The sequence below is a fragment of the Mesorhizobium sp. WSM4844 genome (assembly GCF_055811775.1).
The window spans coordinates 22,523-45,439 of the sequence record NZ_JBVVQB010000024.1; the positions used below are offsets into that span (position 1 = coordinate 22,523).

At 62.3% G+C, this 22,917-nt stretch carries 22 protein-coding genes; 11 read left to right on the forward strand and 11 right to left on the reverse strand.

The annotated features are described in order from the left end of the window. Positions 1 to 131: 131 nt before the first annotated feature. Complete coding sequence (locus AC0L2A_RS19435; RefSeq protein WP_473587054.1) at positions 132 to 833, reverse strand: phosphatase PAP2 family protein; 702 nt, start codon at positions 831 to 833, stop codon at positions 132 to 134. Between the two features lie 118 nt (positions 834 to 951). Beyond that, the gene (locus AC0L2A_RS19440) at positions 952 to 1,290 is read right to left on the reverse strand and encodes a hypothetical protein (protein WP_027154722.1); all 339 of its coding nucleotides are present in this window, start codon (positions 1,288 to 1,290) and stop codon (positions 952 to 954) included. Positions 1,291 to 1,494: 204 nt separating this feature from the next. On the opposite strand from AC0L2A_RS19440, the gene AC0L2A_RS19445 reads away from it, so the two are divergent. Further along, positions 1,495 to 3,483, forward strand: a complete 1,989-nt coding sequence (locus AC0L2A_RS19445; RefSeq protein ID WP_473610152.1) for a PhoX family protein — start codon at positions 1,495 to 1,497, stop codon at positions 3,481 to 3,483. 90 nt (positions 3,484 to 3,573) lie between these two features. On the opposite strand, the gene AC0L2A_RS19450 is transcribed toward AC0L2A_RS19445, so the two are convergent. The 4 genes from AC0L2A_RS19450 to AC0L2A_RS19465 all read right to left on the reverse strand — a co-directional run bounded on the left by AC0L2A_RS19450 (position 3,574) and on the right by AC0L2A_RS19465 (position 6,588). Beyond that, the gene (locus AC0L2A_RS19450; protein ID WP_473610153.1) at positions 3,574 to 4,254 is read right to left on the reverse strand and encodes a GNAT family N-acetyltransferase; all 681 of its coding nucleotides are present in this window, start codon (positions 4,252 to 4,254) and stop codon (positions 3,574 to 3,576) included. Then, positions 4,238 to 4,741: a MarR family winged helix-turn-helix transcriptional regulator gene (locus AC0L2A_RS19455; RefSeq protein WP_473610155.1), complete on the reverse strand. Its 504-nt coding sequence runs from the start codon at positions 4,739 to 4,741 to the stop codon at positions 4,238 to 4,240. Before AC0L2A_RS19455 ends, AC0L2A_RS19450 begins: the two co-directional genes overlap by 17 nt. Before the next feature lie 162 nt (positions 4,742 to 4,903). Further along, on the reverse strand, positions 4,904 to 5,665 hold the full coding sequence (locus tag AC0L2A_RS19460) for an ABC transporter permease (protein ID WP_473514383.1): 762 nt from the start codon (positions 5,663 to 5,665) through the stop codon (positions 4,904 to 4,906). Further along, on the reverse strand, positions 5,662 to 6,588 hold the full coding sequence (locus AC0L2A_RS19465; protein WP_473610156.1) for an ABC transporter ATP-binding protein: 927 nt from the start codon (positions 6,586 to 6,588) through the stop codon (positions 5,662 to 5,664). The genes AC0L2A_RS19460 and AC0L2A_RS19465 overlap by 4 nt, the downstream gene beginning before the upstream one ends. Here AC0L2A_RS19465 and AC0L2A_RS19470 point away from each other — a divergent pair. The 7 genes from AC0L2A_RS19470 (at position 6,575) to AC0L2A_RS19500 (ending at position 12,251) form a co-directional block, all read left to right on the forward strand. Then, the gene (locus tag AC0L2A_RS19470) at positions 6,575 to 6,736 is read left to right on the forward strand and encodes a hypothetical protein (protein ID WP_156941598.1); all 162 of its coding nucleotides are present in this window, start codon (positions 6,575 to 6,577) and stop codon (positions 6,734 to 6,736) included. The genes AC0L2A_RS19465 and AC0L2A_RS19470 overlap by 14 nt on opposite strands. Positions 6,737 to 6,806: 70 nt before the next feature. Further along, complete coding sequence (locus tag AC0L2A_RS19475; protein ID WP_027154716.1) at positions 6,807 to 8,165, forward strand: cytochrome ubiquinol oxidase subunit I; 1,359 nt, start codon at positions 6,807 to 6,809, stop codon at positions 8,163 to 8,165. Between the two features lie 10 nt (positions 8,166 to 8,175). After that, entirely contained in the window at positions 8,176 to 9,180 is a 1,005-nt protein-coding gene (locus AC0L2A_RS19480; RefSeq protein ID WP_091591938.1) for a cytochrome d ubiquinol oxidase subunit II, read from the forward strand. A 215-nt stretch (positions 9,181 to 9,395) separates the two neighbouring features. Then, on the forward strand, positions 9,396 to 10,166 hold the full coding sequence (locus AC0L2A_RS19485) for a transporter substrate-binding domain-containing protein (protein ID WP_128169341.1): 771 nt from the start codon (positions 9,396 to 9,398) through the stop codon (positions 10,164 to 10,166). A gap of 40 nt (positions 10,167 to 10,206) precedes the next feature. Next, on the forward strand, positions 10,207 to 10,878 hold the full coding sequence (locus AC0L2A_RS19490) for an amino acid ABC transporter permease (protein WP_473610157.1): 672 nt from the start codon (positions 10,207 to 10,209) through the stop codon (positions 10,876 to 10,878). Positions 10,879 to 10,888: 10 nt separating this feature from the next. After that, entirely contained in the window at positions 10,889 to 11,548 is a 660-nt protein-coding gene (locus AC0L2A_RS19495; protein ID WP_023801425.1) for an amino acid ABC transporter permease, read from the forward strand. Beyond that, positions 11,526 to 12,251: an amino acid ABC transporter ATP-binding protein gene (locus tag AC0L2A_RS19500; protein ID WP_128173919.1), complete on the forward strand. Its 726-nt coding sequence runs from the start codon at positions 11,526 to 11,528 to the stop codon at positions 12,249 to 12,251. Before AC0L2A_RS19495 ends, AC0L2A_RS19500 begins: the two co-directional genes overlap by 23 nt. Before the next feature lie 167 nt (positions 12,252 to 12,418). On the opposite strand, the gene msrA is transcribed toward AC0L2A_RS19500, so the two are convergent. From msrA to AC0L2A_RS19515, 3 genes are all read right to left on the reverse strand, one after another. Then, positions 12,419 to 13,123 (reverse strand): peptide-methionine (S)-S-oxide reductase MsrA, encoded by a 705-nt coding sequence (msrA, locus tag AC0L2A_RS19505; protein WP_473610209.1) that lies wholly within the window; start codon positions 13,121 to 13,123, stop codon positions 12,419 to 12,421. Between the two features lie 142 nt (positions 13,124 to 13,265). After that, entirely contained in the window at positions 13,266 to 13,544 is a 279-nt protein-coding gene (locus AC0L2A_RS19510) for a hypothetical protein (RefSeq protein WP_128245691.1), read from the reverse strand. A 416-nt stretch (positions 13,545 to 13,960) separates the two neighbouring features. Continuing rightward, on the reverse strand, positions 13,961 to 15,010 hold the full coding sequence (locus AC0L2A_RS19515) for a TadE/TadG family type IV pilus assembly protein (RefSeq protein WP_473610159.1): 1,050 nt from the start codon (positions 15,008 to 15,010) through the stop codon (positions 13,961 to 13,963). A 164-nt stretch (positions 15,011 to 15,174) separates the two neighbouring features. On the opposite strand from AC0L2A_RS19515, the gene lepA reads away from it, so the two are divergent. Then, positions 15,175 to 16,980: a translation elongation factor 4 gene (gene lepA / locus AC0L2A_RS19520; protein ID WP_473610160.1), complete on the forward strand. Its 1,806-nt coding sequence runs from the start codon at positions 15,175 to 15,177 to the stop codon at positions 16,978 to 16,980. An 80-nt stretch (positions 16,981 to 17,060) separates the two neighbouring features. On the opposite strand, the gene AC0L2A_RS19525 is transcribed toward lepA, so the two are convergent. Further along, entirely contained in the window at positions 17,061 to 18,449 is a 1,389-nt protein-coding gene (locus AC0L2A_RS19525) for a hypothetical protein (RefSeq protein ID WP_473610161.1), read from the reverse strand. A 249-nt stretch (positions 18,450 to 18,698) separates the two neighbouring features. Beyond that, positions 18,699 to 19,400 (reverse strand): hypothetical protein, encoded by a 702-nt coding sequence (locus AC0L2A_RS19530; protein ID WP_473610163.1) that lies wholly within the window; start codon positions 19,398 to 19,400, stop codon positions 18,699 to 18,701. A gap of 560 nt (positions 19,401 to 19,960) precedes the next feature. On the opposite strand from AC0L2A_RS19530, the gene AC0L2A_RS19535 reads away from it, so the two are divergent. Together AC0L2A_RS19535 and AC0L2A_RS19540 are read left to right on the forward strand one after the other, a co-directional pair. Then, complete coding sequence (locus AC0L2A_RS19535) at positions 19,961 to 20,587, forward strand: CDGSH iron-sulfur domain-containing protein (RefSeq protein ID WP_473610164.1); 627 nt, start codon at positions 19,961 to 19,963, stop codon at positions 20,585 to 20,587. A gap of 262 nt (positions 20,588 to 20,849) precedes the next feature. Next, a complete protein-coding gene (locus AC0L2A_RS19540; protein ID WP_473610166.1) occupies positions 20,850 to 22,874 on the forward strand; it encodes a hydantoinase/oxoprolinase N-terminal domain-containing protein in 2,025 nt (674 codons plus the stop codon). Positions 22,875 to 22,917: the final 43 nt, after the last annotated feature.

A 22,917-nucleotide genomic window follows, 5' to 3' on the forward strand; every position in this document is an offset into this window, starting at 1 on the left:
CATCATGCACATATCAGACATGCGCTCACACGGCCCGGTTGCATCCTGGCGAGCCTGCGCCTGCTGGACCAGCACGCCCCAGCCGCCGCAACTTAAAGGAGAATTGGTACAGCGTCGTTCGGAACGGCGGTTCAGGCGCCGGCGGTCTGCCCGCGCCATCGCTGGAACGCCCATGCGACCAGCCAGCACAGCATCGCCCAGGCGAAGCCGGCGCACCAGCCGGCCAACACGTCCGATGGCCAATGAACGCCGAGATAGACGCGGCTGATGCCGACGAGCAGTGCTGTCAGCACGGCAAGTGCCAGCACATAGATCTTGGTCGTTCGCCCAGGCAGGAAACGCGACGCCATGCTGCCCAGCGTCAAATATGTCACCGCCGACAGCATCGCATGGCCGCTTGGAAACGAAAGCGTCGCCACGTCGGCGAGATGCGAGACCAGGTCGGGGCGCGGCCGATCGATTCCGAGCTTCAGCGTGCTCGACAGGGCCTGCCCGCCCGCCACCGCGACGAAGACCAGAAACGCTGCTCCCGGCTTGTGGATCAGCAGCAGATAGACGATCACCGCCACTGTGATCAGCCCGAGCACGATGGCGCTGCCGAGGCTGGTAATGTCGCGCATCGCCCCTTCCAGCCATGGCGGTCCGATCGGATTGTCGGGCTGGCCCGCTTCACGGAAGGCGAGCATGATTTCCGTGTCGAAGGCGTGCGGCGTGGTGTCCCGCGCCACCTCCATCAGTTCCTCGAACCCCCACAGCCCGCCGGCGATGACCAGTCCGGCCAAAAGCACCGGGAATTCGATCCAGTTGAGCAGCTTGTTTGCGGTATTCTTCATCGGGCCAATCGTCTTACAGCGCCGCGCGTCCTTTTGGACGCGCAAAGGACGCTGTAGCACTTTGATTTGGCGCATGATCCTTTCCGAAATCGTTTCCGATTTTCGGGGTCATGCGCAACTACAGTTTTTGCAGATAGGGTCCGAGCGTGATCAGCGCCACCGCTGCGACGGCGAGCACGATGCCGGTCGCCTGCAACGAATTGACGCGCTCGCCGAAGAACACCAGTGCCACCACGTTCACCGACACCAGTTGGATCACTGCCGACAGGCTGAACGACACCGACATGCCGAATTCACGGATCAGCCTCAGCATGATCAGATTGCCCGCTGAATAGAGCGCCAGAGTCAGAACGATCTTGCCGAGGCTCGGCGCCAGCCCCCATTGCTTGGCCGCCGTCGCCGCCAGCAAGAAGATCACTGTCGAAATGCCGAGCTGCCCCAGTCCCCAGAAACTCACTTTTTTGTTCCTCCCGACGCAGTGCTTGCGCGCCTGCCGCAGATCTTGTTTCGGAAGCGTCGGTCGCGGTCAAGCGGCCTGATCAAAGACATGAAATCGGGCTGGAAATTGGTCGGCAACGTCATCAAACTGTGATCTGCTGGCGATACGCGGTCAGTCAAGCAACACGCTCCAGCCATCCCAAAGAGCCAGAGGCACGCCCCCATGACTGAACATCGCCCCGACGCCCATTTCCGCACCAGCCTGCTCGAGGAAAACGATGGGCCAGGAACCAATCCCACTGACAACCAGACGATGGGCGAAATCATCGCCGCGCGATTCTCGCGCCGTGGTTTTCTGCAGGGATCGCTCGCGGCAACCGCCATCGCCGCCACCGTCAGCCCGCTCGCGCTGATCCTCGCCCACGATGCCCGCGCCGGCGGCGGCTCGGTCTTCAGTTTCGACGAGGTCGAGGCAGGCGTCGACGACAAGCACCATGTCGCTGCCGGCTACGACGCCGACGTGCTGTTGCGCTGGGGCGATCCGCTGTTTGCCGATTCGCCGGAATTCGATCCGGCAAAACAGTCGGCGCAGGCCCAGGAAAGACAGTTTGGCTACAACAACGACTATGTCGGCTATCTCCCGATAGACGGCTCGGCCGAGCACGGCCTGCTGGTGGTCAACCACGAATACACCAATCCGCATCTGATGTTCCCGGGCCTTGTCAGCATCGTCGATGGCGAGGCCAAGCAGGCCCCACTGAGCAAGGAACAGGTCGATATCGAGCTAGCCGCGCATGGCGGCACCATCGTCGAAGTTCGCAAGGTATCAGGCAAATGGCAGGTGGTGCGCGACGGCAAGCTCAATCGCCGCATCACCGCCAACACCGAGATGGCACTGTCCGGCCCCGTCGCCGGCCACGACCGGGTCAAGACCAGTGTCGATCCGACCGGCACGAAGGTCTTCGGCACCATCAACAATTGTGCCGGCGGCGTCACCCCCTGGGGCACCTACGTCATGGCCGAGGAAAACATACACGGCTATTTCTCGGGCGAGCTGCCGGAAGGCCACAAGGAAGCCGCCAACTACAAGCGCCTGGGCATTCCCGAGGGCGCCTATGAATGGGCTGCGCATTACGACCGCTTCGACATCGGCAAGGAGCCGAACGAGCCGAATCGCTTCGGCTGGATCGTCGAGGTCGACGTCAACGATCCGACTTCGGTGCCGAGGAAGCGCACTGCCATGGGCCGCTTCAAGCATGAGGGCGCTGAATCGATCGTCGCCAAGGATGGCCGCGTCGTCTTCTATCTCGGCGACGACGAGCGCTTCGACTATGTCTACAAGTTCGTCACGGCCGGAAAGTTCAACGCCGAGGACCGCGCCGCCAACATGGATCTTCTCGACGACGGCACGCTCTATGTCGCCAAATTCGCCGAGGACGGTTCGATTGAATGGCTTCCCATCGTCTTCGGCCAGGGCCCGCTGACGGCGGAGAACGGCTTTGCCAGCCAGGCCGAGGTGCTGATCGAGACGCGCCGTGCCGCCGATCTTCTCGGCGCCACCAAGATGGACCGTCCCGAGGATATTCAGCCCAACCCGACGACCGGCAAGGTCTACGTCATGCTGACCAACAATTCGAAGCGCAAGACGGAGCAGGTCGACGCCGCCAACCCGCGCGCCGAAAACGCTTTTGGCCACATCGTCGAGATTGTCGAGGACGGTGGCGATTTCACTGCCACCAAGGGCAAGTGGGAAATCATGTTGAAATGCGGCGATCCCTCGGTGGCCGAAGTCGGCGCTACCTTCTCGACCGCAACGACCGCCAATGGCTGGTTCGGCATGCCGGACAATTGCGCCATCGATGCGGCCGGCCGGCTCTGGGTCTCGACCGATGGTCAGGGCCCGAAGGCGACCGGCCGCACCGACGGCCTGTGGGCGGTCGACACCGAAGGCGAGGCGCGGGCGACCTCGAAGCTGTTCTTCCGCGTGCCGATCGGCGCCGAACTCTGCGGCCCGCTGTTCACGCCCGACGACCAGACCGCCTTCGTCGCGGTCCAGCATCCGGCCGATGGCGGCGAGGACTGGGAGGCTTTTGGCCGTCCCTCCTACTATGAGGACCTATCGACCCGCTGGCCTGACTTCAAGCCCGATATGCCGGTGCGGCCGTCGGTCGTCGCCATCACCAAACAGGGCGGCGGCAAAATCGCGGTCTGAATCACTGCAAGGCGCTAGCAGCGCCAAGGAAGGATTTCGTCGATACGAAATCCTTCCTTTTCCTGATGCGCGGGAATGCGCCTGATGGGCTCATTCGGCGCGCTGAACCACGGCCACGTTCATCATGCTTCTCAACCTGAAGCCAATGGACTCGTATAATCCGATGGCCGTGGTGTTGCTGGCAAAGGCGTGGAGATAGGGAACTTCGCCGCGCGCCGCTATCTGGTTTGCCACGAACAGCGACATCAGCCTGCCCAGACCACCGCCCCGAAATTCCGGATGTGAGCACACGCCGCTAAGTTCGGTATAGCCGGGTTGCTTCATGCGTTCGCCGGCCATCGCCGCAAGTCGGCCCTCGATCTTCACACCCCAAAAATCGCCTAGGCTCAAGGCTTCGAGCGTGAATGGGCCAGGCTTGGTGACCAATGCCAAGGCGAGCATCTCAGCTGCATCGTCTCGCGTCAGACGTTGCACGCGCTTGTCGGAGACCATCTGCAATGGCCGCTCGGCAATCATCTGAACCCCGGGCGCGGTCGAAGTCGCCGAAAGTTCCGCGGGCAGAGCAATTGCGTCCACCTGAAGCAGGATCGCACTCTCGCCTGGGGAGACAAATTTTCCGAGCGCCTGCAGGCTTTCCGCATCGTCCGCGGCACTGGCGGCGAAGGGAGCTATCGAGGGCCGATACCGCATGGCGTGGTCGTCACCTTGCGCGAAGGCTTGGTGTCGCGTCCGAAGCGCGCTCCACACGGGACGGTCAAGCAGGTATTTCATCGCGTGGCACTTCCGGCTTCTTTACACGACGGTCGAGAGGCGCCGCGGCGAGGCCGTCCTCGATGGCGGCCAGCTGAGCAAGAAACGGCCCAGAAAGATCCGCGCACAGATCCGCGACGGCATTCTCGATGCGCGGCCAGACGTCGTGCTTTGCAACATCGACCAGCCGCTGGCCGTGCAGGGTGAGGCAGACAATCCTGCGCCGCTGGTCATCATCCGATGGACTGACCTCGACCAGTCCCAATTCGGCCAGAAGCGACACGCTCCGCGTTACACCTGGCTGTGCGACCCCGAGGGATTGCGCCAGTTCCCCGACTGGCAGCGGGCCCAGCCTGTCGAGCGCAGCCAGCAGCGGGTACTGGCTCGACTGAACCGGCACATCGAGGCAGTCGAGCAGGCGCTGCGTATCCGCCTGCAATTGCTCGCCAATACGCTTCAGCCTGCTGCCCAGGCACAGGAAGCCAAAGGACCTTACGACGTCTTCCATAATCAACCTGCCAGCCAATTGATAACACGATATATAACATTATATGGAAATCAAGCGCCGCCATCGCACGGCCGCTTTCAAGCGTCGTCACCAGATTTGGTCGTCTTGGGTCGGGAACATCGCTCGGATGCTGGCGCTGCGTCGCCTGGGCAGGCCGTTCGGTCAGTTCCGCAGCCGGTAGCCGGTCCTGAAAATCCACGCGACGATCGCTATGCAGATAAGCAGGAAAACCACGGTCATGCCGAGGCTGATGCCGATCGAGACGTCGGACTTGCCGTAGAAGCTCCAGCGAAAGCCGCTGACCAGATAAAGGACAGGGTTGAACAGCGTCACCGTGCGCCAGGTACCGGGCAGCATGTCGATCGAATAGAAGCTGCCGCCAAGAAAGGTAAGCGGCGTGATGATCAGCAGCGGCACCAGCTGCAGCTGCTCGAAGCTCTTCGCCCAGATGCCGATGATGAAGCCGAACAGGCTGAAGGTCACCGACGTCAGCACCAGGAAGGAGAACATCCAGAACGGATGCTCGATGGTCAGCGGCACGAACAGCGACGCGGTCCCCAGGATGATCAGGCCGAGTATGATCGACTTGGTCGCCGCACCCCCGACATAAGCGATGATGATCTCCAGATAGGACACCGGCGCCGACAGCAGTTCGTAGATCGAGCCGACGAATTTCGGGAAATAGATGGCGAAGGAGGCGTTGGAGATCGACTGCGTCAGCAGCGACAGCATGATCAGCCCCGGCACGATAAAGGCGCCGTAGCTGATGCCGTCGATCTCGGTGATGCGCGAGCCGATGGCCGAGCCGAAGACGACGAAATAGAGCGATGTCGAGATGACCGGCGAGACAATGCTCTGCAGCACGGTCCGAAAGGCGCGCGCCATTTCCATCTTGTAGATCGCCCAGACGGCTCGCAGGTTCATGCGCCCTTCCTCACAAGGTTGACGAAGATCTCCTCGAGCGAGCTGTTTTGCGTGTCGATATCGCGGAACTGGACGCCGGCCGTCTCAAGGTCGCGCAGCAGCGAGGCGACGCCCGGCCGCTCGCTCTGGTTGTCATAGGTGTAAGTCAGTCGATCAGCGTCCGGCGAAAGCTCCAAAGCGTAGCGCGACAACGTCTCGGGTATGGTGGCGAGCGGGCTGCGCAATTCCAGCAACAGCCTTTTGCGGCCGAGTGTGCGCATCAGTTGCACCTTGTCCTCAACCAGCACGATCTCACCGCGATTAATGACGCCGACGCGGTCGGCCATCGCCTCGGCCTCCTCGATATAGTGCGTGGTCAGGATGATGGTGACGCCATCCTCGCGCAGCCGGCGCACCATCGCCCACATGTCCTGACGCAGCTCGACGTCGACGCCGGCTGTCGGCTCGTCGAGGAACAGCACCCTCGGTTCGTGCGACAGCGCCTTGGCGATCATCAGCCGCCGCTTCATGCCACCGGACAGGGTGATCGCCTTGGCGTCCTTCTTGTCCCACAACGAAAGGTCGCGCAGCACTTTCTCGACAAAGGCGTGATTGGCCGGCTTGCCGAACAGGCCGCGGCTGTAGTTGACCGTCGCCCACACGCTCTCGAACGCGTCGATGGTCAGTTCCTGCGGCACCAGCCCGATGAGGCTGCGTGCGGCGCGATAATCCCGGCTGATGTCGTGGCCGTCCACGCTGACCGTGCCCGACGAGCGGTTGACGATACCGCAGACGATCGAGATCAGCGTCGTCTTGCCGGCGCCGTTCGGCCCGAGCAGCGCAAAAATCTCGCCGCGCTCGATATCGAGGTTGATCTCCTTCAGCGCTTTGAAACCGGTGGCGTAGGTCTTGGTGACCCCGGAAATGGCAATGATCGATGGCATGGTTGAAAAACGGCTGCTTGAAAGGAGGTCTGTTGATTTTAGTCCGCTGAATGTCGGTGCGCGCGGCCGGAAGTCAATGGCACTCCTGACATTCTGGACATCGGCGCATCCACCGCTGCGCGGTCCTGCGGCGTTCCGCCTCGCGTGACGCCACGCCGCTTTGACCGCCTGGCGCATCCGGCCTATCTTCCCTGACATAGCAGCAGCCGGAGCCCGCCATGGACCCGCTCATCCTTTCGCGCATCCAGTTCGGCGCCAACATCTCGTTCCATATCCTGTTTCCGGCTATCACCATCGCGCTTGGCTGGATGCTGCTGTTCTTCAAGCTTCGCTACAACGCCACCGGCGATACCGCCTGGATGCGCGCCTATTTCACCTGGGTGAAGGTGTTCGCGCTGTCCTTTGCCATGGGCGTGGTTTCGGGCGTCACCATGAGCTTCCAGTTCGGCACCAACTGGCCGGGTTACATGGAGACCGTCGGCAACATCGCCGGCCCGCTGCTCGCCTATGAGATACTCACCGCCTTCTTCCTCGAGGCGGCGTTCCTCGGCATCATGCTGTTCGGCTTCCGCCGCGTCTCCAACCGCATCCACACGCTGGCAACCGTGCTGGTGGCCGGCGGCACCACCCTGTCCGCCTTCTGGATCATCGCGCTCAATTCATGGATGCAGACGCCGGTCGGCTTCGAGATGCGCGACGGCGTAGCCCACGCTACCGACTGGTGGGCGATCGTCTTCAACCCGTCCATGCCCTACCGGCTCGTCCACATGCTGCTTGCCTCCGGCCTGACGGTTTCGTTCCTGATCGCCGGCCTGTCGGCGCTGCGCTATCTCTATGGCGACCGTTCGGAATCGATGTGGAAGGCCTTGCGCACCGGTGTCTTCACCGCGGCGATCCTGATCCCCATCCAGATCTTCGCCGGCGACCAGCATGGCCTCAACACGCTCGAGCATCAGCCGCAGAAGATCGCCGCCATGGAGGCCAACTGGAACACCGGCCCCAACGTGCCGCTGGTCCTTTTCGCGCTTCCCGACGAGGCGGCAAGGGAGAACAAATACGAGATCACCATCCCCGATGGCGCCAGCCTCATCCTCAGGCACAGCGCCAGCGGCGTCGTGCCGGGGCTGAACGACTATGCCGGCAACCACCCGCCGGTGTTCCCGGTGTTCTGGGCTTTTCGCATCATGGTCGGCACCGGCGTCCTGATGCTCGTCGTCTCCTGGTCGGCCGCCTTTTTCCTCAAGCGCCGGCACAGCCTGCCGAGACCGCTGGCGCTGGTGATGGTGCCGATGGCGCTGTCCGGCTGGCTGGCGACGCTGGCTGGCTGGTACACCACCGAGATCGGCCGCCAACCGTGGCTGGTCACCGGCGTGCTGAAAACTGTCGATGCCGTCGGCCCGGTCGCCGGCAGCCAGGTCGCGCTGTCGCTCGCGGTCTATCTCATCCTCTATGCGCTGCTTCTGATCGCCTATCTCGGCGTGCTGGTCTATCTGGCGCTGAAGGCGGCGAAGGACGGCGATGCCTCGCCGCTGCCGGGCGTTCTCGACGCGCCGCTGTCGCAGCCGGCGGCGAAATAGGAGAACGGCGATGACCCTCGACTGGCCGACATTGCTCCCCCTCATCTTCGCCGGCCTGATGGGCCTTGCCATCCTGATCTACGTCATCCTCGACGGCTTTGACCTCGGTATCGGCATCCTGTTCGCAGCCGCCGGAGACGCCGAGCAGGACACGATGATCGCCGCAATAGGGCCGTTCTGGGACGCCAACGAGACCTGGCTGGTGCTGGCCGTCGGCCTGCTGCTGGTCGCCTTCCCGCTGGCGCACGGCACCATCCTCACCGCGCTCTACATTCCGGTCTTCCTGCTCCTTGTCGGCCTGATCCTGCGCGGCGTTGCCTTCGATTTCCGGGCCAAGGTGCCGGCCGGTCACAAGCATCGCTGGAACCGCATCTTCTTTCTGGGCTCGGTCATCGCATCGCTGGCGCAGGGCTACATGCTGGGGATCTATGTGCTGGGCCTTGATGTCGGCCTCGGCGGCATGGCCTTCGGCGCGCTGGTGGCGCTCTGCCTTGCCGCCGCCTACGCGGCGATGGGCGCGGCCTGGGTCATCTACAAGACGGAAGGCGAATTGCAGAAGAAGGCGGTGCTATGGCTGCGCCGGGCACTGGTGCTGACCGCGCTCGGCATGGTCGCCGTGTCGCTGGCCACGCCGCTCGCCAGTCCGCGCATCTTCGACAAATGGTTCGTCTGGCCGGCCATGCTCTATTTGTCGCCGCTGCCGGTCCTGTCGGCGGTGCTGTTCGCATGGCTGTGGCGGCAGACCTTCCATCTGCCCAAGGCCGGCGACCGCCATGCGCTGACGCCGTTCCTGACGCTGGCCGCCATCTTCACCCTGGGCTTTGCCGGCCTCGCCTGGTCGTTCTATCCCTTCGTCGTGCCCGACAGGCTGACCATCTGGCAGGCGGCGTCCGCGCCGGAAAGCCTCGCCATCATCCTGGCCGGCACGGTGGTGGTGCTGCCGATCATCATTTTCTATTCGTTTTATGCCTACCGCGTCTTCGGCGGCAAGGCGACGGATCTGACCTACGACTGACTGGCAAACCGCCGAACTGCACAATATTTAGGCAGTCGATTGCTCGGGCGGCAGCGGCTCGTGAAGACTGCCTTGCCAATCCCACCTTGCCAATCCCGCCGGGAAAGTCCGATTCGCAGCGATTTCGATGGTTTGGCATGTCTGTTGCTTTGCCCTGGCGACCAATTGGTTTTGTCCAGTCAAAGGGAAAGATAATGAACCGTCGCAATGTCTGCATGCTGGCCTTCGCCGCCGCCGTTGGAATGGCCATGGCTTCGTCTCCGCAGGCGCGGGCCGACGCCTTGAGCGACATCGCGGCGCGCGGCACCGTCCGCATCGCCGTTCCACAGGATTTCCCGCCCTTCGGCAGTGTCGGCGCCGACATGACGCCGCAAGGCTACGACGTCGACATCGCCAATCTGATTGGCGAAAAGCTCGGCGCCAAGGTCGAGATCGTCCCGGTCACCAGCGCCAACCGCATTCCCTATCTCCAGACCAACAAAGTCGACCTGGTCATTTCCAGCCTCGGCAAGAATCCCGATCGCGAGAAGGTCATCGACTTTTCCGAAGCCTATGCTCCGTTCTACAACGGCGTGTTCGCTCCGGCAGACGTCGCCGTCGCAAAAGCGGAAGACCTCGCCGGCAAGACCGTTGGCGTCACCCGCGGCGCGATCGAAGATCTCGAACTGACCAAGGTTGTGCCCGCGAGCGTCGAGATCAAGCGCTACGAGGACAATAACGGCACTATTTCCGCTTTCCTGTCGGGCCAGGTCGAGGTGATCGCGACCGGGAATGTCGTCGCCGCCGCCATCCTCGAAAAGAACCCGCCCAAGCGACCGGAGCTCAAGTTCCTGATCAAGAACTCGCCTTGCTACATCGGCATGAACAAGGAGCAGCCGGCGTTGATGGCCAAGATCAACGGGATCATCGCCGCCGCCAGGTCCGATGGCGCCCTCAACGCCATTTCGCAAAAATGGCTGAAGGTGGACCTGCCGGCTGAGCTGTGATCGCCGCCCGCCGCGTGTGGCTGAGGTCGGATAGCAAGTCATGACCTATCAGTTCGATTTCAGCTGGCTGATCGGATCTCTGCCGGTGCTGCTCAAGGGCATCCGGATCACCGTGCAGCTTATCCTGATCGGCGCGGTGTTCGGCGTGGCATTGGGCATTGCCTGCGCCTGGGTGCGGGCGCTGGGGCCGAAATGGCTAAAACCCGTCGTCGCGACCTATGTCGAGCTGATCCGCAACACGCCCTTCCTCATCCAGCTGTTCTTCATTTTCTTCGGCCTGCCGTCGCTTGGCATCAGGATGTCGGAGCTGACCGCCGCCAACCTCGCCATGATCGTCAATCTCGGCGCTTACAGCTGCGAGATCATCCGCGCCGGCATCCAGGCCACGCCGCGCGGCCAGTTCGCGGCCGGCGCCAGCCTCGCCATGACCCCGTTCCAGACCTTCTGGCACGTGGTTCTGGTCCCGGCGCTGCAGCGCATCTGGCCTGCGCTGTCGTCGCAGATCGTCATCGTCATGCTGGGTTCGGCCGTCGTTTCGCAGATTGCCGCTGAGGACCTGACCTTCGCCGCCAATTTTATCCAGTCGCGCAATTTCAGGGCCTTCGAAACCTACATCGTCTCCACCTTGATCTACCTGGCGCTCGCCATCCTGCTGCGCCAGCTGCTGGCCGGCCTGGGCGGGATGCTGTTCCCGAGGAAGGCGTCGCGATGAGACAGGCGCCATGATCGAGTTCAGCTTCTGGGACATCCTGCGCAACCTGCTTCTGGCCGCCCGCTGGACCGTTGTCCTCTCGCTGGTCTCCTTCATCGGCGGCGGCATCGTCGGTGCGGCCCTGCTTTTCCTGCGCATCGGCGGCCGGCGTGGGATGCAGTTTCTGTCACGCGGCTACATCCAGCTGTTTCAGGGCACGCCGCTCCTGATGCAGCTCTTTCTGGCTTTCTTCGGTCTTGGCCTGTTCGGCATCGACGTTCCCGCCTGGCTTGCCGCCTGTGTCGCGCTCATCCTGTGGACCGCCGCCTTCCTCGCCGAAATCTGGCGCGGCTGCGTCGAGAGCATTGCCAAGGGTCAATGGGAGGCGTCAGCCAGCCTCGGCATGGGTTATCTCCAGCAGATGCGTTACGTCATCCTGCCGCAGGCGCTGAAAGTGGCGGTGCCGCCGACCGTCGGCTTCTCGGTGCAGGTGGTGAAGGGCACCGCGCTCACCTCGATCATCGGCTTCGTCGAACTGTCGAAGGCCGGTTCGATCGTCACCAACGCGACATTCCAGCCGTTCACCGTCTATGGCCTGGTCGCGCTCATCTATTTTGCTTTGTGCTGGCCGCTGTCGAAATCCAGCCAGCTCCTGGAAAGGAAGCTCAATGTCGCTCATCGCAATCACTGAGGTGAAGAAGCGTTTCGGCGACAACGAGGTGCTGAAGGGGATTTCCATCGACGTCGCGGCGGGCGAGGTCGTCGCCATCATAGGCAAGAGCGGTTCGGGCAAGTCGACGCTGCTGCGCTGCATCAACGGGCTCGAGACCATCGATGAAGGCTCGATCGTCGTCGCCGGCGCCCAGTTCCTGCCCGACGAGGTGCATCTTAAGGCGCTGCGCCTGAAGGTCGGCATGATTTTTCAGCAATTCAACCTGTTCCCGCATCTCACCGCCGGCGGCAATGTCATGCTGTCGCAGATGGTGGTGAAGAAGACGCCGAAGAAGGACGCCGAGGCGGTCGCGCGAAAAATGCTCGACCGCGTCGGTCTCGCCCACAAGTTCGATGCGTTGCCGGACGAATTGTCCGGCGGCCAGCAGCAGCGCGTGGCGATCGCCCGGGCGCTCGCCATGCAGCCCATCGCGCTGCTATGCGACGAGATCACCTCGGCGCTCGATCCCGAGCTCGTCGCCGAGGTGCTGGCCGTCGTCAAGGAATTGGCGGCGGAAGGCATGACGCTGGTGATGGTCACCCACGAGATGCGCTTTGCCCGCGACGTCTGCTCGCGCGTCGTCTTCATGCATCAAGGCCGCGTCCATGAGATCGGCGCCCCCGAGGACGTTTTTTCCAATCCCAGGACGCCGGAGCTCCGGCAGTTTCTGGGCGTGCAATAAGCTGTGTTGATATTCAGCCGGCCTGCAACCGGCGCTACTCGCGTACCCGAAAGTACGCTCCGTTCCGGTTCTCGGAATCCACCATTTTCGGCGCGGCCTGACCTGTACCTCACCACCTGACGCCGACATGCGTCCATTAGGACGCACCAGGTATACACGGCAAAAGATCAGCTCTTGTTGCCGGCCAGCACCAGCACCGGCTTGTCGCTGTAGCGGTCTGGGAATAGCGTCTTCAAATTCTCGACCTTGGGCAGGTCGTTGTAGACGATGTAGGGATAGGTCGGGTTCAGCGTCAAAAAGTCCTGGTGGTAGTCCTCGGCCGGATAGAATTTTTTCCCCGTCTCCAGCGTGGTCACGATCGGCTCCGGAAATACCTTGGCCTTGTCGAGCTGGGCGATATAGCTCTCGGCGATCTTCTTCTGCGCGTCGCTTTCGGCAAAGATCGTCGAACGGTATTGCGGGCCGCGGTCCGGACCCTGGTAGTTCAGCTGCGTCGGGTTGTGCGCGACCGAGAAATACACCTGCAGCAACTGGCCGTAAGTGACTTTGGACGGCTCGTAGATGATCTCGACGGCCTCGGCATGCCCGGTCCGGCCGGTGCCGACCGTCTCGTAGACGGCGGTGTCCTTGTCGCCGCCGGCATAGCCGGAGACGGCGCTGGTCACGCCCTTGACGTGCTGGAACACGCCTTGCACGCCCCAGAAGCAGCCGCCGGCGAAGACCGCCTTGGCCGCGCCGGCGGCGGGTTTTTCGTCCACCGCCGGCGGCGGGATCACCACCGCCGCCTCGGCCGAGATTGCCGGCGTCTGCCACAAGGCGGCGCCGGCCGCCGCGAGCATTAGCGCCGCAAGCGCGCTCCAGGCGACGTTCATCAATCGTTTCGCGGCGGTTTTTTCAATGCCGGTCATCTCTGATCTCCCTGCATGAGTTTAAGACTATACGACAGATAGGTCCGTCGCGGTCTCACATTGCCGTGCGGCGCGTGCACCGGCCGCGCCCGGTTCCGGACGCGGCCTACTTGGCCGTCCCCATCGCGTCGCAGGCCTTGGTCGCCTCGTCCTTTTTCATCGCGTCGGTTTCCATGGCAGCCTTGTCCATGCAGTCCTTCATCTTTTCGGCCGCCATCGGATCCGCCGGCTTCATCGCGTCGGTCGCCGGCTTCATGGCGTCGGTCGCCATCGCATCGGCCGGCTTCATCGCATCTTCGGCGCGCGCAATGCCGCCGGCGAAAAGCGCCGTCGAGCACAGTGCGAAGGCAAGTGCCGGCAAGGTCAGGCGGGTGAGGTTGGTCATGATGGTCTCCAGGTTGGTGGGGCGCCGGAATGGCGATCACATCAGCTGTTCGCCGCCGCCTGGGCTTTCGTTACAGCCATCACCGCTTCGTGATCGGAAGGCTCGCTGTTTTTGCAACGCTGGATATGGCGAGAGCGGGTGCGACATCCAATCTCCCTCCTTGTGGGGGAGATGTCCGGCAGGACAGAGGGGGGCGACGTAAAGCGCGGCGAGGCAGCCCTTGCGTGCAGTGGCCTCGCTCCCTAACGCCAGGTTAATGCATCGATAACCGGAGAGGCGGTCGAATCTCCTGGCAACAGGGGTGGATCACGGCGGCGGGATTTTCGATCTTGGCAAGGCCGCGGGACAGCGCCCCCCTCTGGCCTGCCGGCCATCTCCCCCACTAGGGTGGAGATTGGCAGCTCAGGCGCCTGCCCCTATTGCGTAAGCACTGTTTGCGAAGGCCGCTGATTGAAGTCGCACTTGCCGGTCACGGTGTAGAAGAAGTCGGCGTTGGACACCGGAGCCGGTACGGGATTGCCGCCGTCTTCCCAGGCCTGCTGGCTGGGTTGGCCGCACGGCACGGCGGTGAAGATGTCCACCAGTTTGCCGTTCGCGACTTCAACGCCGTCGATGTACAACCGGTTCGATGTGTCTGCGTCATTCGACTTGAGCTTGGGTGTTTGGGCCGATGGTACATCCATCTGCAGATACAGCACATCCATCAGGCTGACGTCGATCACCGCGCCGGCGCCGTTCGCGGGGTACATAGTGTTGGTGCAGGTGGTCAGGTATTTCTTGTTGCCGCTCGTCTGGGTAATCGCCCCGGTAGGCAGGCCGTTAAAATTCTGCACCGTCTTGGTCGTGCATTTCTGTTCCTGGACCTTCGTGCTCGTCGCTCCGTTGACCGTATACACTGTCGACGTGCCGTAGCCTTTCGGATCACCAAAATTGTTGTAGACATAAGTGATCTTCATCAGCGGATTGATCGCCGTCTCGGTGAATTTCGTGCCGTAGAGCGTCATTGTCTTGTTCCAATGGCCCGAAACCTTGTCGACCTTGAACGTGGTCTGCACCAGCGCCGGCCGCTTGCGCACTGCCGACGCGACGCCGATCTGCACCGTGTCGACGTGGGCGATCTGCATGAAGTTCGTCGGCATGGCAAACTTGGCCGAAGCATCGATGCTGGCGGTGCCGTCGGCGGCGACGACGAAGCTATCGAGCTTGGCGGTGCCTTGCCCGCTATTGGCCGTAAACGACTCCTGCAGTTTCACCTGACGGTCCGCCAGTGACGTGCTGGTTGGCAGCGTCGTGATCGACAGCGTCGCGGCATCGAGCGCATTCTGCATCGATCCCTTGGTCGCAACGGCTGAGTTGTAGTCGATTGAAAAGCCCAGAGCGGCACACATCGGGATAAGCATGATGGCGAGTAGCGGCGCGAGGGAGCCGCTCTCGGAATTGAGAAAATGACGTCCAGATTGTGGCATTGCTTGGCCCCCCAAAGGGTGACAGCTCGTGGCCTGTCACGCAGGGCGCGAACTATGCCCTAATCTGATGGACCAAAGTTTAACGGCTTTGCGTCCGCCGGCGGCTTATGCGCCGCGCCCGCCGCCGCTTGCCCGGGCAAGCTGCCCCTGCTAAAGCGCCCGACATGACCACGCCGATCAAGAACATCCGCAATTTCTCCATCGTCGCCCATATCGACCATGGCAAATCCACGCTTGCCGACCGGCTGATCCAGCTGACCGGCGGGCTGGAGTTGCGCGACATGAAGGAGCAGGTGCTGGACTCGATGGATATCGAGCGCGAGCGCGGCATTACCATCAAGGCGCAGACGGTGCGGCTGAAATACCACGCCAGCAATGGCGAGGATTATATCCTCAATCTGATCGACACGCCCGGCCATGTCGACTTCGCCTATGAAGTGTCGCGGTCGCTGGCCGCCTGCGAGGGCTCGCTGCTGGTCGTCGATGCCTCGCAAGGCGTCGAGGCGCAGACATTGGCCAATGTCTACCAGGCCATCGACAACAACCACGAGATCGTCGTGGTGCTGAACAAGGTCGACCTGCCGGCCGCCGAGCCCGAGCGCATCCGCGAGCAGGTCGAGGAGGTGATCGGCATCGATGCCTCCAACGCCGTGCTGATCTCGGCCAAGACGGGGCTCGGCATTCCCGACGTGCTGGAGGCGATCGTCAACGATTTGCCGCCGCCGCGCGAGGGCGACATCACAGCACCGCTGAAGGCGATGCTGGTCGACAGCTGGTACGACGCCTATCTCGGCGTCATCGTGCTGGTCCGCATCATCGACGGCGTGCTGAAGAAGGGCCAGACCATTCGCATGATGGGCACCGGCGCCAAGTACCTGGTCGAGCGCACCGGCGTCTTCACCCCGGCCCGCATCAATGTCGACGAGCTCGGCCCCGGCGAGTTCGGCTTCTTCACCGGTTCGATCAAGGAGGTCGCCGATACCCGCGTCGGCGACACCATCACCGAGGACAAGCGCCAGACGGCACAGGCCCTGCCCGGCTTCAAGCCGGCGCAGCCGGTGGTATTCTGCGGCCTGTTCCCGGTCGATGCCGCCGATTTCGAGGATTTGCGCGCCGCAGTCGGCAAGCTGCGCCTCAACGACGCTTCTTTCTCCTTTGAAATGGAAACCAGTGCTGCGCTCGGTTTCGGCTATCGCTGCGGCTTCCTTGGCCTGCTGCATCTGGAAATCATCCAGGAGCGGCTGGAGCGCGAGTTCAACCTCGACCTCATCGCCACGGCGCCGTCGGTCGTTTACCGGCTGCTGTTGAGCGACGGCACGACGAAGGAATTGCACAACCCCGCCGACATGCCCGACGTGGTCAAGATATCGGCCATCGAGGAGCCGTGGATCCGCGCCACCATCCTCACCCCTGACGAGTATCTCGGCGGCATCCTAAAACTCTGCCAGGACCGGCGCGGCATCCAGGCCGACCTGTCCTATGTCGGCAAGCGCGCCATGCTGACCTACGATCTGCCGCTCAACGAAGTCGTCTTCGACTTCTATGATCGCCTAAAGTCGATCTCCAAGGGCTACGCCTCCTTCGACTATCACCTGACCGACTACAAGGAAGGCGACCTGGTTAAAATGTCGATCCTGGTCAACGAGGAGCCGGTCGACGCGCTGTCGATGCTGGTCCACCGCACGGCGGCAGAAAAGCGCGGCCGGCTGATGTGCGAGAAGCTGAAGGAACTGATCCCGAACCATCTGTTCAAGATCCCGATCCAGGCCGCGATCGGCGGCAAGGTCATCGCCCGCGAGACAATCTCGGCGCTGCGCAAGGACGTCACCGCCAAATGCTACGGCGGCGACGTCTCGCGCAAACGCAAGCTGCTCGACAAGCAGAAAGAGGGCAAAAAGCGGATGCGGCAGTTCGGCAAGGTGGATATCCCGCAGGAGGCTTTTATTCAGGCGCTGAAGATGGGGGATTGAGCGGTTCGGCCAAAGGGGGGACGTATCGATCCGGTAGGTGAGCGCCAGTCCGGGGGGAGCTGCCGGGGGCAGGCGGGGCGCTATCTGCGCGGTCGCATATCACGGAAGTACTTCTTCCGTGCCCAACCTCTAACCGCTTTGCCAAGTAATGGATCAAAAGCCTCGACCAAGACCCATTTGCTTTGCCGATCGATTAGCATCACCACTTCCCCGGCGGAAACTACGCCAGCGTCGTCCGATGTCATCTTTCTATCGGATTTAAGGACGATTGTGCGGCTAGCCTGATAATAGGTATTTTCCCTTTGAAAGAGGGTGACTGGGTACTGGAGGCCGAGTTCCAAAAGTTCGACAATCTTTTCACTAATGCGGGTTTGTGCTTCAATATTAGCTTTGGCTTCCTCTTTACTTGAAAAGTAATCGGTTAAGCGATTTTTCTCTAAGTCGCCGATTTTTTTCAAAATCGTTGTTTGTTGCTGCATCGTTTCGCTAAGTTCCGCAAAATCGTCTGCGTCTGCTGGCGTCCAGGCTAGCCATATCTGTATGGCCATCAGCACAATTATTATGCAGTTCGCTAAACCGATTGCTTCGGGTAGGGAGCGGGCTCTTCCCAGCCAACCTTGTAACGCGTCCTGAAATTCCCCGAGAAACTCCAGTGCCGTGGAGAGCTGCTCGGTTTTGCGATCTGCGGCCTGAGCAAACTCGAATGCATCGATCGTCAAAGAAGATTCGACGGCTTTATCTCGCCCTACACCCTCTGCGGCGACTTTGGCTTCCGCCAGAATTGCACCGACCATTTGGCGGGTGGAGAACGGACCTAGCTTTGCAGCCAAGCCTAACGCGTCGCCAATGGAGGGCCTGGCAAAACCAGAGCCCGCCATTTGTCTAGCGAACTTGGCCGTTGCGTCGAGGCCCATCACCTGCTTGGCGAAATCCGATCCAAGGCCGAGACCCGCCATCTGCTTTGCAAGGCTGGAAGTGGAGCCGAGGCCCATCACCTGCTTGGCGAAATCCGATCCAAGGCCGAGACCCGCCATTTGCTTTGCAAGGTTGGAAGTGGAGCCGAGGCCCATCATCTGCTTGGCGAAATCCGATCCAGAGCCGAGACCCGCCATTTGCTTTGCAAGGTTGGAAGTAGAGCCGAGGCCCATCATCTGCTTGGCGAAATCCGATCCAAGGCCGAGACCCGCCATCTGCTTTGCAAGGCTGGAGGTGGAGCCGAGGCCCATCATCTGCTTGGCGAAATCCGATCCAGAGCCGAGGCCCGCCATCTGCTTTGCAAGGCTGGAAGTGGACCCGAGGCCCATCACCTGCTTGGCGAAATCCGATCCAGAGCCGAGGCCCGCCATCTGCTTTGCAAGGCCGGTGGGAACTCCTAGCCCGACGACCGGTCGAGTTTTGGATATGAGCGGATCTTTAAGAGAGATTTGATCACCACCGTCTACGGGTGCATCTGTCGTCTCATCTATCATGGGAACTTCCTTCCAGATGCCAACCTATTTGGATTCGTGTCAAATACTGTAAGTTGCCTGCAAGGAAAGATAAATCCTCTGCACTTGTATGCCGCCGACGTGGCCCTCTTCATGAAGAAGCAGTCAGCCCACCGTCGCCGTCGAGTTGTTCAACCCGCGCGGCGCGCGGCGATAATTTTCGTCATTGAGCCGGAATCGCAGAATCAGTGGGGCGGTTTCCTGCCGCAAAGTAGGGTCTTGAAATTCGATTTAGTCCGAATTGCGTACAGCGGTCAGATGGATTTCCGCCGGTGCATAGCCGTCGCTTGTGAGCTTAGAAACAATGGTGATATCCCCCCGAACGGTATCTTTGGTCCAGATATCATGAGCCGTCACCGGGTCGACCAGCTTCATTCTGAGGCGTGATTCTGTGACGCCTTTCGGGACGGCCGCCCAGCCGGTATTGATCTTGTCCTTGTCCTGAGCGTGTATTTCAAGCGTGACGTCGTTGTAACTGTCGTACCGTTCAAAATCCTCTTTGGCGCTGAACTCTTCAGCATATGGGATTTGCTTGACGACTTCTGACTCGACACGTTCTCTATCAAATAGGATTGGCACACCGCCTTCACGCTGGCTTGGAATGAAGAAGCCCTGCACCGCCTTTGCCAAGCGCTTTACCGTGGCGGGTTTCCCATACTTCGCATCAAGAATTCTCTTTATGTCCTCTTTCGACTTACCGGTGTTTTTGGCTAGCTGATCGACAATGTTGTCTAGTTTCCGCCTGAGCGCACCATCCTCCACCGCCTTTACCGCTGCATCCTTCAAAAACGACGCGCCGTAAAACAGGACGATCATCGTAACGACCGTGACCAACGAGTCGTACGAGTCCGGTATGTTGACCTTGAAAAGGTCTTCAAGCATCGGCGGAATCTCGGTTTTCAAATCGTCCTGAAAGGCGACGATCAGCGACACTATGAATAGCTCCCGAAGGGGGCTTTCTTGGGACAAAGAGCGAACGTTTATCTGACTCCGCTCGATATGAACACCATCGATTAGGCTGGGAAGTAAGGAAACGGCATCCTGGATTGCTATGTCTGCTGCTTGCAGCGCCGCTATTACGTCCACCAAAGGTGTTGAGCCTCTTGTGTCGTAAGTGATTTGTATTGGAAGGTTGATAGTCGCCATTGTTGAAGCAAAGCAGAATTGTGTTTGATTAGATAGCCATAGCCACAGTTTGACGATCTTATCCGGTGGAGTTTGACGCTTTGCTCATAAGGCCGGCAGGGCAGAGGGGGCGCTTTCCCGCCGGCATGTCGATCAAATCGAGCTGCGACCTTCGGTGACTATCGGTTGATCGAGCCTGACACGTTGGCGGTCCTTCACGCCCGCCCCCTCCGTCCTGCCCGTCCTCCGCAGCAGCTGTGCTGCAGCTGCGGAGGGTGGACCGGACATCCCCCACGAGGGGGGAGATCGCTACTTGACGCCCTTCGCGCGGCAGCCTTAGCCTGCCAGCAACCGAGGAGACCACACCCATGGCAGGCACGGTCGAAGGCGAGAAAATCGATGTCGGCTTTTCCGGCCGGCGCTGCATCCATTCGCGCAATTGCGTGCTGGGCGATCCGCATGTCTTCGTGCCCAACGCACCGGGTGAGTGGATCCATCCCGAGGCGGCCAGTGTCGAGAAGATCGTGGCGATCGCCGAAAGCTGCCCGTCCGGCGCCATCACCTATATCAGAAAGGATGGCGGGCCGCAGGAACAGCCGCCGGTGGTCAACACCGTGCGCATTAGGGAAAACGGTCCGCTGGCGCTGCATGCCGAGATCGTGCTTGGCGATGAGACGTCTTTTCGCGCCACGCTCTGCCGCTGCGGTGCTTCGGAAAACAAGCCGATCTGCGACGGCAGCCACACCAAATCAGGTTTTGCCGCCACCGGCGAGCCGGCGCTGAAGGACACGCCGGCCCTGGACGCGAGGAATGGCCCGCTCACCGTGACGCCGACGACCAACGGCCCGCTCAAGCTCGAAGGCAATGTCGAGATCGTCACCGGCACCGGCCACACGGTCGACCGCACGCAACGCACCTTCCTCTGCCGCTGCGGCCATTCCGCCAACAAGCCGTTCTGTGATGGCAGCCACAAGCGCGTGGGGTTTGTAGGGTAGCTGGCGCTGGAATCTCCCCCTCGAGGGCCCCTCGAGGGGGAGATGGCCGGCAGGCCAGAGGGGGTCGTCTCGCGTAGAGCGCCTGCATCCTCTGTCCACGATGGAGGTCGCGTCAGGACGTACCGACCCCCTCTGTCGCCTTCGGCGACATCTCCCCCTCAAGGGGGGAGATTAGGCGCCGTGGCCCAGCGCTCGCGGCTTTATCCGCCGTTCCGTATCGGCTAAGGGGCGGTGACGAAATTCGCCGGATCGCTGCCAGAATATGACCGCCAAGACCAAATCCTCCCCGCTGTTCCTCGGCATCGACACCGGCGGCACCTATACCGATGCCGTGCTGTGGTCGGAAGCCGGCGGACCAAGCGGCAAAGTGCTGGCCAAGGCCAAGGCGCTGACCACCCGCCATGATCTGGCGGTCGGCATTTCGGGCGCGGTCGATGCGGTGCTGCAAAAAGCCGCCACCGATCCGGCAGATATAAAACTGGTGTCGATGTCGACGACGCTTGCCACCAACGCGCTGGTCGAGGGCCAGGGCGGCCGCGTCGCGCTGGTGATGATCGGCTTTGCCGAGGGCGACCTTGCCCGCGACGGGCTGAAGACCGCGCTCGGCACCGACCCTGTCGTGTTCTGCCCCGGCGGCCACGATGTCCACGGCAATGCGGCAAAACTCGATCTGTCCGGGCTGGAGGCAGCGCTGCCGGACCTGGGCGCCTCGGTGTCGGGCTTTGCCGTCTGCGCCTATTTCGCCACCCGCAACCCGGCGCACGAGCTTGCCGCTCGCGACCTCATTCGCGAAAAGACCGGCCTGCCGGTCACCGCCAGCCACGAGCTTTCGGCCAAGCTCGGCGGCCCGCGCCGGGCGCTGACAACGCTGCTCAACGCCAGGCTGATCTCGATGATCGACCGGCTGGTGGCGGCGACCGAGGGCTTTCTTGCTGCGCGCGGCATCGCCGCTCCGCTGATGGTGGTGCGCGGTGACGGCGCCCTGGTCTCGGCCGCCTTCGCCCGCCAGCGGCCGATCGAGACGATTCTTTCAGGCCCGGCCGCCAGCCTTGTCGGCGCTCGCCACATGACCGGCCTCGACAATGCAGTCGTCTCCGACATCGGCGGCACCACCACCGACGTTGCCGTGCTCGACCAGGGCCGTCCCAGGCTTGACCCGGAAGGCGCCACCGTCGGCGGCTTCCGCACCATGGTCGAGGCGGTCGCCATGCGCACCTTTGGACTCGGCGGCGATTCCGAAGTGACGCTGGAGGATGGCGCGCTCAACCCAAGAATCCTGCTCGGGCCGCGCCGCCTGGTGCCGCTGGCGCTGGCCGGCATGATGCATGGCGCGGCCGTGACTGTCGAACTGGAACGCCAGCTGCGGGCGAACCCCGGCCGCATGGATGGCCGCCTGGCGGTCAGGACCGGCGTGCCGGAGCGGCTGGCCGCCGGCCTGACCGGCGCGGAGGCCAAGCTTTACGAGATGATCGGCCCGACGCCGCTCGCCGTCGACCGGCTTTTGACATCAAATGCTCAGAACGCCACCTTGAACCGGTTGGTGTCGCGCGGGCTGGTGCATGTCGCCGGCTTCACGCCGTCGGACGCCGCCCATGTGCTGGGCAAGCAGGCCAACTGGGACGCCGCCACGGCTCGGCTCGGTGCCGAGCTGTTCGCCCGCAAGCGCGACGGCCGCGGACAGGCGATCGCCGCCACGCCGGAGGCGATCTCGGAACGGGTGCTGACCACGCTGACCCGGCTGTCGGCGGAAGTCATCCTCGAAACCGCCTTTGCCGAGGACGGGCTGGATGGCGCGGCGACCGTGGCGCACGCGCTGGTCCAGCGCGCCGTCGATTCCCATCCCGGCATCGCACGGCTCAGCGTCGCGCTCGACCGCCCGGTCATCGGCCTCGGCGCCTCGGCGCCGCTGCATTATGCCGGGCTGCCGCCGCTGGTCGGCCATGACTGCGTGGTGCCCGAAGATACCGATGTCGCCAATGCGCTCGGCGCCGTCGTCGGCCAGGTCAGGGTTTCGGCGGAGGCGCGCGTCAGCCAGCCCCAGGAAGGGCTGTTTCGCGTCGCCTCGGGCGAAAGCGTGCGCGACTTCAATGACGAGGCGGCGGCGATCGCGGCAGCGGAAACCGATGTCCGCGCCATTGCCGCCGGGCGGGCCAGGGACGCCGGCACCGACAGCGCCGAAATCGAGATCGCCAGCGAATTCCGCGTTTCGACCGTCGAGGGCCAGCGCATGTTCATCGAGGCGCATGTTGTGGCGGTGGCGTCGGGCAGGCCAAGGATCGCGGTATAGGGCGCCTTGTGGGAGAAGGGGGAGCCGCACCAGCCTGCGTCAA

Coding starts and splice junctions, on each gene's coding strand:
- AC0L2A_RS19480 (WP_091591938.1), top strand. CDS start 8,176: ATGACCCTCGACTGGCCGACATTGCTCCCCCTCATCTTCGCCGGCCTG.
- AC0L2A_RS19470 (WP_156941598.1), top strand. CDS start 6,575: ATGATCGATGGCATGGTTGAAAAACGGCTGCTTGAAAGGAGGTCTGTT.
- AC0L2A_RS19525 (WP_473610161.1), bottom strand. CDS start 18,449: ATGATAGATGAGACGACAGATGCACCCGTAGACGGTGGTGATCAAATC.
- AC0L2A_RS19475 (WP_027154716.1), top strand. CDS start 6,807: ATGGACCCGCTCATCCTTTCGCGCATCCAGTTCGGCGCCAACATCTCG.
- AC0L2A_RS19450 (WP_473610153.1), bottom strand. CDS start 4,254: ATGAAATACCTGCTTGACCGTCCCGTGTGGAGCGCGCTTCGGACGCGA.
- AC0L2A_RS19500 (WP_128173919.1), top strand. CDS start 11,526: ATGTCGCTCATCGCAATCACTGAGGTGAAGAAGCGTTTCGGCGACAAC.
- AC0L2A_RS19490 (WP_473610157.1), top strand. CDS start 10,207: ATGACCTATCAGTTCGATTTCAGCTGGCTGATCGGATCTCTGCCGGTG.
- msrA (WP_473610209.1), bottom strand. CDS start 13,123: ATGAACGTCGCCTGGAGCGCGCTTGCGGCGCTAATGCTCGCGGCGGCC.
- AC0L2A_RS19495 (WP_023801425.1), top strand. CDS start 10,889: ATGATCGAGTTCAGCTTCTGGGACATCCTGCGCAACCTGCTTCTGGCC.
- AC0L2A_RS19510 (WP_128245691.1), bottom strand. CDS start 13,544: ATGACCAACCTCACCCGCCTGACCTTGCCGGCACTTGCCTTCGCACTG.
- AC0L2A_RS19455 (WP_473610155.1), bottom strand. CDS start 4,741: ATGGAAGACGTCGTAAGGTCCTTTGGCTTCCTGTGCCTGGGCAGCAGG.
- AC0L2A_RS19465 (WP_473610156.1), bottom strand. CDS start 6,588: ATGCCATCGATCATTGCCATTTCCGGGGTCACCAAGACCTACGCCACC.
- lepA (WP_473610160.1), top strand. CDS start 15,175: ATGACCACGCCGATCAAGAACATCCGCAATTTCTCCATCGTCGCCCAT.
- AC0L2A_RS19535 (WP_473610164.1), top strand. CDS start 19,961: ATGGCAGGCACGGTCGAAGGCGAGAAAATCGATGTCGGCTTTTCCGGC.
- AC0L2A_RS19515 (WP_473610159.1), bottom strand. CDS start 15,010: ATGCCACAATCTGGACGTCATTTTCTCAATTCCGAGAGCGGCTCCCTC.
- AC0L2A_RS19485 (WP_128169341.1), top strand. CDS start 9,396: ATGCTGGCCTTCGCCGCCGCCGTTGGAATGGCCATGGCTTCGTCTCCG.
- AC0L2A_RS19460 (WP_473514383.1), bottom strand. CDS start 5,665: ATGAACCTGCGAGCCGTCTGGGCGATCTACAAGATGGAAATGGCGCGC.
- AC0L2A_RS19445 (WP_473610152.1), top strand. CDS start 1,495: ATGACTGAACATCGCCCCGACGCCCATTTCCGCACCAGCCTGCTCGAG.
- AC0L2A_RS19540 (WP_473610166.1), top strand. CDS start 20,850: ATGACCGCCAAGACCAAATCCTCCCCGCTGTTCCTCGGCATCGACACC.
- AC0L2A_RS19435 (WP_473587054.1), bottom strand. CDS start 833: ATGAAGAATACCGCAAACAAGCTGCTCAACTGGATCGAATTCCCGGTG.